Origin of the sequence: Bacillus sp. HNG (assembly GCF_003400205.1) — a bacterium.
Taxonomy (GTDB): Bacteria; Bacillota; Bacilli; order Bacillales; family Bacillaceae_L; genus Ferdinandcohnia.
In genome coordinates, this window is sequence record NZ_QUQV01000011.1 from 136,813 (window position 1) to 145,000 (window position 8,188).

Sequence of the window (8,188 nt, forward strand, 5' to 3'; positions counted from 1 at the left end):
CAATTATATTCCCAAAATAATCAACCTTGAAGTTTTCGTTTATAGCTGTTGTGATTTCTGTATCATCCATACCTGTAGATGATAAAAAGTCCCCGATCTTTTCTTCAAGTTGGGTTTGACTTTCTTTATCTGTAATGAACAATGTTCTTTCATTTGTATTAAACTGTCTTCTGTTTCAGAAAAGAGCTTTTCAATTGTGTCTTCATCTTTGTTCCATTGGTTTTCTCTTTCCAAATGCAATGCAAGATACACATAATTCTCTTTATCTATTGTTTCATTCCACTTCCACCATGCAAGATCCATGGGCCTTGAACGACCTTTAACCTTATCAAATTTTGAATCCTCGACAAAGGCATCAAAGCCAAGCATCTCACCCAAATTAGCGAAATAATCGATTTCCCTTTGAGTAAACATGGAACGATTATGTATATGGGACAGGTTCATTCGTCTATAGTTCCTAACATATCCCTCAAAAAACTGGATCAAGTCAAAATACTGCTTTTTCACAAGCGGATACCTCTCCTTCTAAATACTTTTAAATTACCTCTCTCCTATTAGCTCTCGTTCTCTCATACTGTTTTATTCTTGGAAACTCTTTTTCATTAACGAACAAGTAATATTTACGAACAGCATTCTGATGAACATTATGATATTGTTTATCATTTAATTCGTTTTGAATCCTAAGCAACAAACCATACATTTCTTCATCGTTTTTCACAACACTATCTAAATTGACTTTTAACTCTCTTTCTACATAAAGAGCTTTGGCAACTCTTGAAGTTACTCCCTTTACCTTACTCTCAATTTCGACACTATTAATTAAAAAACTTTTAAACTCTACTTCTCTCATATCGAAAGCCTCCATTCCTATTTTTCTAAATAATACCATATAAACCTGTAACTGTGATTTAGCAATTTTATGGTCAAACACCGTTGATAATCAATGTAGATCAAGTATGGTTGCAACCATTCGAGTTGTTACCATTAGTCATTAATCATTTCACTTTGTGGATATATAGAAAAAAAACAGTTGACACATGCACACACATATGTGTATTATATGTGTATAAACACAAACAAGGCGGTGACATAATTGCTAACCACCAAAGAAATCAGCAAGATGTTAAATGTGTCAGAAGAAACAGTTCGAAGATGGATTCGCACTCAGGAATTGAAGGCTCACCAAGAAGGTAAGAGTTATATCGTAAAAAAAGATGACCTAATTGAATTCGTGAAGGAAAAAGCTAAGGAAGGAACTACTTCTATTGGTAAAATGGCATCCTTACTACCGATTGCAGGTGTTATTGCAGGTGGAGCCACAGCATCAATTACAAAAATGATTAAGATGATTAACTCAAAAACAGATGTGGCAAAAAGTGAAAAAGCTGTTCAAAACGAAGTCGTAGATACATTATCAATAGCCGAAATTGAGGAATCCATAGTTGCTTTAGAACGTAAAAAAAAGAAGTTAGATTTGGAATATCAAATGAATGTTCTTCAAATTGAAGAACAGATTGCTGAATATCAAAAATTAAAACAAATGCTGGAAAAGGAGTGATTACTATGGGGAATTTAGGAAAGTTAGGGTTAAATATTTTGATTGCTGTATTTCCTGTTGTAATTAAACATATCTTAGATAATAAAAAATAATAGGAGATGTTAGTCATGGAAAACGTAGAATTCTTAAAAAAGATCAAAAAAAAGGGCATAGATCCAGAAAACCTTACAAGTGAAGATATTAAAACCCTGATAGAAATGAACATCAAGGGACAATTTGGAAAAGAGGTTTTTAAGGAGTTTCTGAAAGAAGCAAATGTTACATACACTACATTTGTAGAAGGGCTGAAAAATTTCGTTAATGTCCATAAAGATTCAAGTAATAAATACATCGAAGCATTGAATTCACGTATGAAGGACTTAATGGAACAAGCAAAAAATGCTAAAACAGCAGACGAAAAGGACAGACTTGATAAAAAAATAGATGAAATTCTTGATCGTTTAAAACAAGAAGCCGATGCTAACAGGTCACAAGGACAAAAATATGCATTGATTGCAGGTGGTGTCGCTACCATAGTTGCAGGAGGAGCTATCTTTTTAGTTACCCGAAATCCAGAGGTAATAAAAAAAGGGGCAGAAATGATTGCCAAAGAAACATTAAAACAAATAGTATAAATGAGTTAATCCCCTTGAATTCTCTCAAAGGGGATTAATTCATTTACAATCTAAAACAGGATAAATAGTAATAATTTGCTTAAATATCGCTGATGAAGAACTTATATCCATTTTGGAAAATACGCTCCGATAGTGTTCAATCCATGCAGAAATTTGAGTAGGTTTATGGGTATGGTCATCGGCAAAATTCACAAGTATTAACCAAGTCGGGATACCGATTTTTTCATTCAATATATGTAAATAAGCAAGGCGATTTGACAACTGGTAATATTGCTCTAACCATATTTCTAAAGGAGCATTTGATCCTACATATGTCTTTACTTCTTCAATTGTCTGTTCAATTTTTACTTTACTAATATCTCCTGCTTGAATCTTGGATTGCATTTCTTGAAGGTGTGCTTTTGCTTCAACTAATAACAAACCAATTTGTCCGTTCTTCCCTTTAACAATCGCTATTCCATCCCACTGCGGCCCTATCTTAGCCCAATATTTCTCTAATTCTTCCCTTTTTCCCATCCAGTCATCTAAAACATCAAGCAACTCATTTCTATATTCATGATAATCCTTTCTCCTCAAAGGAGATTTCCATTCAATAGATAATTCTTTATCAAGAAAGGCAAGTAATGAAGGAGAACTCATTAGTATTAGCTCGTTCAACTCTCCTTGATTATCATTAACATAGTTTTGTAGATGTAACCTACTTCCTTTTATAGCTCTACCTTTCCCCGTTGAATTTGCAGTTACGACACCATAGTTTTCTTTGAAATTCCTCTTAAATGATTTTAGATTAGGTAACTTTTCTTCTAATTCCTGAAAAAAGGAACGTTGATTATCCTCCAGGAAGAGATAGCTGTGAGAATAACCTGTCGAGAATTTTTCTGTCCATTTCTTTTTGCTAACTTTACTGTACAGAATTGTAATAGACTCAAACTGATCTGTAGATTCCTTGATATTTTGAATTCTTGCCATGTCTTGAAGAACATCAGATACAGAACCCCTGTATTCGAACTTTTTAATAGTATCCTTATAATCTTGTATTAGAGGTAGGACGAGATCTGCATTCTCTAAGTAACCGCCTCCAAATTGACTCTTTATCGAGATACCAAATATAATTTTCCCATCGTATTCTATCGAAATATCGATTTCTTGATTATTGCCAGCTCCGCCCTTATAAATTGGCCCCCACAATAATCGCATACCGTCTCTTTCTCCTGACTCATTTAAGGTAAGATAGTTTGATAGTAATTGAACAATTATTGGCTCCGTAGGATTCACAAAATTACCACTGCACTTATTCTTCAACTGATATACCTCATGACAACTTATGTCTGGATTATGCATGTTGGAAGGGAAATCACTATTATATACTTTTGATAAATTTTTTCCTTCTCTAACTCTCATTTTCTTCCCCCTTTCGATATTCTAATCTCAAATGATACTATCAGAAATCCTATCACTTATTACTCATTCCAATTTTATCTCGCAAAGCTAAAACCTTTACTAATAAATCTCTAATCTCTTCCTCAGAAAAGTCGTGAACATGTATCCAATAGCGGTCATCAACTTCATAATCCTCAGTAATTCGATATATATCTTTCCCCCATACGTAAGCAACAGGGCTTCCCTCTCGCATCTCCCTGACGATGACCTTTCCCTTATACTTGAAATTAATTTTATTTGGTTTAATCGAATATCGTTGCATTCCATACTGTTCATCTTGGAAAATAGAAATTTTTTGTTCAAAAGATAAAGTCATTCTTTAACGCCTCCTTTTGTTAAAATGTTCATATTTTCTGCCATCTGAGTATTTATTGAGACCGAAGCAATATCATTCCTTTTATCAGGTAAATCATCATTAATTTACTTCTAAATAAGTCAAAAATATTGTTGACAAGTTCATCATAATCGGTTTATGATAATTCCACAACTAAATATTGCCCTCAGGCAAAAGTTCATATTTTTTTACTCTTTATATTTATTTTATTTTTTGATCATTAAAACCTTACTTTTAATTTTTAAAGACTGAATTTTTACGTAGAAAGCAAATTTTAGGTTTATTTCTCCAAGGGATTTCTCTGCCCTTTGGAATCAAACCTTGGCTTTCTAATAAAAAATTCAGTCTTTTTTGCGTTCCAGGTATTAAAGTATCAAATCAAAAATGAGGAGGAATTTGCAATGAAAGAGCAATCCAAAGTAATCGAATTGAATAAGAAGAAAGTCGAGAAACAAACTGAGGTATATGAGTTTGAAAGGTTTGATGAATCTGTTCGTGTGTTAGAACATGGTACTAATTTCTCAGATATTGAGGATAGAAAATTAGAAATAATTGCCCCATAACAAGATGGTATATTCAATCAATTCAAGTACGAATACTTATATGAAACTATAAAAGCTGTTAAAAAATATAATATTGAAGGCTATAGCCAACATGCTGAGAATGGCTACCGATTATATTTTCAGTACGATGGTTATGTATTCTTCGAAAGTGTTGATAACAATGGGGATAAGCACTTTTGGGTAGGCTTGACGTACTGGAATAAAGATCAACCCGATACATTCTTTGAACTTAATTTAGATAATTTCTTTGATTTTATAAATATGTATACTGGGGGTAGAACTCCAGAACTTTTAGAAGAATTAAAAGTTATTGAGTTCGGTGGTCAACTTCTTGATCATATCAATCGAAAAACAAATATGGTAGATACAAAGGATAACCAGGCAATATTATTGGACAAGCTCTTGGAAGAGGCGATGGTGAATATCTCCTCTTCCTAAGATTTTGTAGTGATTGATTATACCAAGTAATTTAATTGAAGCAGAGTGTTAGATTTGCTTATCCTGATCCATATGACTCAAATAGTTCCCTCCCCCAAACGTAAAAACTTTTAAGTGTTCATAGTTTATTTCTTTTAAGAAAGGTAGATTATAATGGAGAATATTTATCAAAACCTAAATCAATTTATAACTCAACATAGATATGACATCAACATGCCATTAGATGCTCATATTCGTATCAATAAGGAGTGGAGATGCTTTACCAGAATTGAAAAGTTGTTAAGAAAGAAGGACAATTATTTATCTGTGCACCGAAAACAAATTGATCGATATAGATTTTTTGATCCTAATTCCCAAATTCGCCTACACACTGTTCATATACGTCATTATGAAGAAAAGAGAATTGCTGAAGTATATTTCACAAAATTTATGAAGCATAAAAATATTAAGGAAAGTCAAATGTTTTACAGTCCAGTCTTCCATTATGATAGGTTTGTAAACATAGAAGATTTTGAACATTTTAAAGAGGGAATTGCGGATTGTAATGATTTCGGTAGGATTTGGATTGATATTTATAAAACCCCTAATGCATTCCAAAAGTTAAGAGAGGATGCGTATTTAAAAACTAAAGATGAATGCTTTTATAATTGGACAAATAATAGTCCAGATATTAAAATTACTGGTTCAATTTCCCTTGAAGAGCATTATGAAAAATATAAAAAAAGATGGAGAGTCAAAAAAGACGGAACAAGTTCATATTTTTCTAAAGATCCTGTCCCTTGGGAAATATAATTTCGATAAAACGGGGTATCAATGGATACCTCTGTGTTTAGCCTTTAAAAGCCCAATCTCATACCACCTACCTATATTAATAACGTTTTCTCTTCTTTCACATTTTTCTTCCATCTTTTACTTCCCTCTTTTTTATAACCCTTGTTGTGCTTCGCTTTCTCTCGCTTCTAATCATGCTTTCCCCTCTTTTCGCCAACCTTTTTTCAGATAAAAAAGACCGAAGGTTTGCTGAATACCTTCGGTTCTGGAATTTTACTCTTTACTTTATAAGAGTGTTGTATTTTTATTATTTAACATCACTTATTTGTTAAAATGGCATATTAACGGTTGTATAATGCTTACCTTATTCCTTAATAAAAAAAGGAGAAAAAACGATAATTTTTTTCTCCTTTTTGTTGCCTACTATGTGCAGTCGTTTTAGAAATTTTCATTTTCCACTCAATTTCCCGCTATTTCTTCGTTCGCTGGAAATAATAAAGTCGATACCTCTTCCCTATTTTCCCCTCATTTTCACAAAAACCAATCACGTTTTCCCCGCTTTTTTCACACTTTTAATCGAGTTAGAATAAAGTTTTTCACTCACGCTTTTTCTCAAATGTTAATAGAAAAGCCCTGTCGGGCTATTTTTATCCACATAGTTGTTACTCTATCTAAATTATATGACAATATCAGCACTTTGAAGAAACATATCTAACTTTTTTTAAAATATGTTCTTTAATGGGCTAAATTTAGAATGCCCCTCTTGAACTTCATTACTAAACAAATTAACGTAAACTTTTGTGACTTCCAAAGTGGAATGACCCAAAATCGCTTGCAATTGGAACGCATTACATCCGCCAAGAACACACATCTTTGCAAAGGTGTGTCTAAATGTGTGAAGTGAACAACGAACATTCTCTATATTAGCCTTTTTTCCATAATCCCTTATTCGATCCTGTATTTGCTTCTTGCTTAAAGGAGTATTGTCATGTGTTATAAATAAACTGTCTGTCTCAACAACTCCTCTTATAGAAATGTACTTCTTTAATACATCCTTCATTTTGTTTTGAAAGGGTACAAAACGCTCAAAACTTCCCTTAGTATTCCTAATTCGTATTACCTTCTGACTCCAGACTATGTCTGTAACATTTATTCCGATTAATTCATTTGCTCTTACTCCTGTTTCTAAAAGTAATAACATAATTGTATAATCTCGTAATCCTGTAAATGATCTAAGGTCGCATGAGCTCAGAAGTACTTTAATTTGTTTTTTGTCAAATGTTTCAACAATTCTTCTTCTATCACGCAACAGCTTTATATCCTTCATTGGATTATTAGTAATCAAGTTCTGATGTTCCAAAAAGTTAAAGAATGCACGAACTGCTCGTAATCGAGTATTAATTGTAACAGGTTTTAATCCTTTATCTTTCATGTATAGTATTCCATGAGTCTTTATTGTCTCCCCTGTCCAATCTCTTACATTCATATCAACCATTTGTTTTTGCATTAAGTTTCTAAAAGCACTGAGTTCACCACGATAATATTTGATTGTATGCTCTCGAAGATTTCTTAACTCGCAATCATCAATAAACAATTTTAAAAGATCATCGTAACTATAATCTACTTCAATTACATCTCCTAAAATCATTAACTCCTCTCGACTTAATTCATCTCTCCTTCCCCTCTTGCTTTCCTCCTGCATTTTCTCATTTCTACCCATTCTGTTCATCACTTTTTCACCCCTACGAACACGATTTTACGCACACGATTTTCCCTAATCAAATCGTGTTCGGGGAACACAAAAAAGAGACCTCACATTTTGTGAGATCCCTTATTCCTAAAGGCTTTTTCCCGCCTTATTCGATACCGGTGGTCGGGGTCGAACCGACACTCCAGAAGGAACACGATTTTGAGTCGTGCGCGTCTGCCAATTCCGCCACACCGGCGTATATAGAAAGAAAAAGACATCTGAAGATGCCGAGGACCGGAATCGAACCGGTACGGTAGTCACCTACCGCAGGATTTTAAGTCCTGTGCGTCTGCCAGTTCCGCCACCCCGGCAATATATAAAAAAGCACTTACATACATTTTAAAATAATGGAGGCGGCAACCGGATTCGAACCGGTGGTAAAGGTTTTGCAGACCTCTGCCTTACCACTTGGCTATGCCGCCACTGGAGCGGAAGACGGGATTCGAACCCGCGACCCCCACCTTGGCAAGGTGGTGTTCTACCACTGAACTACTTCCGCATATTATATGTTTTAATAAAAAAAATGGCTGGGCTAGCAGGATTCGAACCTACGAATGACGGAGTCAAAGTCCGTTGCCTTACCGCTTGGCTATAGCCCAATAACGAAGCTACATAACATGAAACTTTGTTAGAAAACAAAGGGGCGGCTGATGGGAATCGAACCCACGAATGTCGGAACCACAATCCGATGCGTTAACCACTTCGCCACAGCCGCCATAA

Annotated in this window: 10 protein-coding genes and 6 tRNA genes; 5 read left to right on the top strand and 11 right to left on the bottom strand. The window is 34.2% G+C overall.

The window, feature by feature from the left end:
- Positions 1 to 39: 39 nt before the first annotated feature.
- Positions 40 to 507 carry a hypothetical protein gene (locus DZB84_RS18470; protein WP_223254505.1) on the bottom strand — a complete coding sequence of 156 codons (468 nt, stop codon included), beginning with the start codon at positions 505 to 507 and terminating at the stop codon, positions 40 to 42.
- A gap of 28 nt (positions 508 to 535) precedes the next feature.
- Positions 536 to 850: a hypothetical protein gene (locus tag DZB84_RS18475; RefSeq protein WP_116353800.1), complete on the bottom strand. Its 315-nt coding sequence runs from the start codon at positions 848 to 850 to the stop codon at positions 536 to 538.
- A gap of 243 nt (positions 851 to 1,093) precedes the next feature.
- On the opposite strand from DZB84_RS18475, the gene DZB84_RS18480 reads away from it, so the two are divergent.
- Both DZB84_RS18480 and DZB84_RS18485 read left to right on the top strand, forming a co-directional pair.
- On the top strand, positions 1,094 to 1,558 hold the full coding sequence (locus DZB84_RS18480; protein ID WP_223254506.1) for a helix-turn-helix domain-containing protein: 465 nt from the start codon (positions 1,094 to 1,096) through the stop codon (positions 1,556 to 1,558).
- A 107-nt stretch (positions 1,559 to 1,665) separates the two neighbouring features.
- On the top strand, positions 1,666 to 2,172 hold the full coding sequence (locus DZB84_RS18485) for a hypothetical protein (RefSeq protein ID WP_116353801.1): 507 nt from the start codon (positions 1,666 to 1,668) through the stop codon (positions 2,170 to 2,172).
- A 39-nt stretch (positions 2,173 to 2,211) separates the two neighbouring features.
- Here the strand turns inward: DZB84_RS18485 and DZB84_RS18490 are convergent, their stop codons facing one another.
- On the bottom strand, positions 2,212 to 3,573 hold the full coding sequence (locus tag DZB84_RS18490; protein ID WP_116353802.1) for a hypothetical protein: 1,362 nt from the start codon (positions 3,571 to 3,573) through the stop codon (positions 2,212 to 2,214).
- 52 nt (positions 3,574 to 3,625) lie between these two features.
- Positions 3,626 to 3,928, bottom strand: a complete 303-nt coding sequence (locus DZB84_RS18495) for a hypothetical protein (protein WP_116353803.1) — start codon at positions 3,926 to 3,928, stop codon at positions 3,626 to 3,628.
- A gap of 419 nt (positions 3,929 to 4,347) precedes the next feature.
- On the opposite strand from DZB84_RS18495, the gene DZB84_RS25015 reads away from it, so the two are divergent.
- The 3 genes from DZB84_RS25015 (at position 4,348) to DZB84_RS18510 (ending at position 5,739) form a co-directional block, all read left to right on the top strand.
- Entirely contained in the window at positions 4,348 to 4,509 is a 162-nt protein-coding gene (locus DZB84_RS25015; protein ID WP_189655302.1) for a hypothetical protein, read from the top strand.
- Positions 4,510 to 4,695: 186 nt separating this feature from the next.
- Positions 4,696 to 4,947: a hypothetical protein gene (locus tag DZB84_RS18505; protein ID WP_116353805.1), complete on the top strand. Its 252-nt coding sequence runs from the start codon at positions 4,696 to 4,698 to the stop codon at positions 4,945 to 4,947.
- 153 nt (positions 4,948 to 5,100) lie between these two features.
- Positions 5,101 to 5,739: a hypothetical protein gene (locus DZB84_RS18510; protein WP_116353806.1), complete on the top strand. Its 639-nt coding sequence runs from the start codon at positions 5,101 to 5,103 to the stop codon at positions 5,737 to 5,739.
- Between the two features lie 700 nt (positions 5,740 to 6,439).
- Here DZB84_RS18510 and DZB84_RS18515 read toward each other — a convergent pair.
- The 7 genes from DZB84_RS18515 to DZB84_RS18545 form a co-directional block, all read right to left on the bottom strand.
- Positions 6,440 to 7,447 (bottom strand): tyrosine-type recombinase/integrase, encoded by a 1,008-nt coding sequence (locus DZB84_RS18515; protein WP_223254508.1) that lies wholly within the window; start codon positions 7,445 to 7,447, stop codon positions 6,440 to 6,442.
- A 135-nt stretch (positions 7,448 to 7,582) separates the two neighbouring features.
- Positions 7,583 to 7,664, bottom strand: a tRNA-Leu gene (locus DZB84_RS18520).
- Between the two features lie 29 nt (positions 7,665 to 7,693).
- Positions 7,694 to 7,779: transfer RNA gene (locus tag DZB84_RS18525), tRNA-Leu, on the bottom strand.
- 37 nt (positions 7,780 to 7,816) lie between these two features.
- Positions 7,817 to 7,890, bottom strand: a tRNA-Cys gene (locus tag DZB84_RS18530).
- 2 nt (positions 7,891 to 7,892) lie between these two features.
- Positions 7,893 to 7,967 (bottom strand) — tRNA-Gly (locus DZB84_RS18535).
- 25 nt (positions 7,968 to 7,992) lie between these two features.
- Positions 7,993 to 8,067 (bottom strand) — tRNA-Gln (locus tag DZB84_RS18540).
- A gap of 43 nt (positions 8,068 to 8,110) precedes the next feature.
- Positions 8,111 to 8,183: transfer RNA gene (locus tag DZB84_RS18545), tRNA-His, on the bottom strand.
- Positions 8,184 to 8,188 lie beyond the last annotated feature (5 nt).

Coding starts and splice junctions, on each gene's coding strand:
- DZB84_RS18515 (WP_223254508.1), bottom strand. CDS start 7,447: ATGAACAGAATGGGTAGAAATGAGAAAATGCAGGAGGAAAGCAAGAGG.
- DZB84_RS18490 (WP_116353802.1), bottom strand. CDS start 3,573: ATGAGAGTTAGAGAAGGAAAAAATTTATCAAAAGTATATAATAGTGAT.
- DZB84_RS18495 (WP_116353803.1), bottom strand. CDS start 3,928: ATGACTTTATCTTTTGAACAAAAAATTTCTATTTTCCAAGATGAACAG.
- DZB84_RS18510 (WP_116353806.1), top strand. CDS start 5,101: ATGGAGAATATTTATCAAAACCTAAATCAATTTATAACTCAACATAGA.
- DZB84_RS25015 (WP_189655302.1), top strand. CDS start 4,348: ATGAAAGAGCAATCCAAAGTAATCGAATTGAATAAGAAGAAAGTCGAG.
- DZB84_RS18485 (WP_116353801.1), top strand. CDS start 1,666: ATGGAAAACGTAGAATTCTTAAAAAAGATCAAAAAAAAGGGCATAGAT.
- DZB84_RS18475 (WP_116353800.1), bottom strand. CDS start 850: ATGAGAGAAGTAGAGTTTAAAAGTTTTTTAATTAATAGTGTCGAAATT.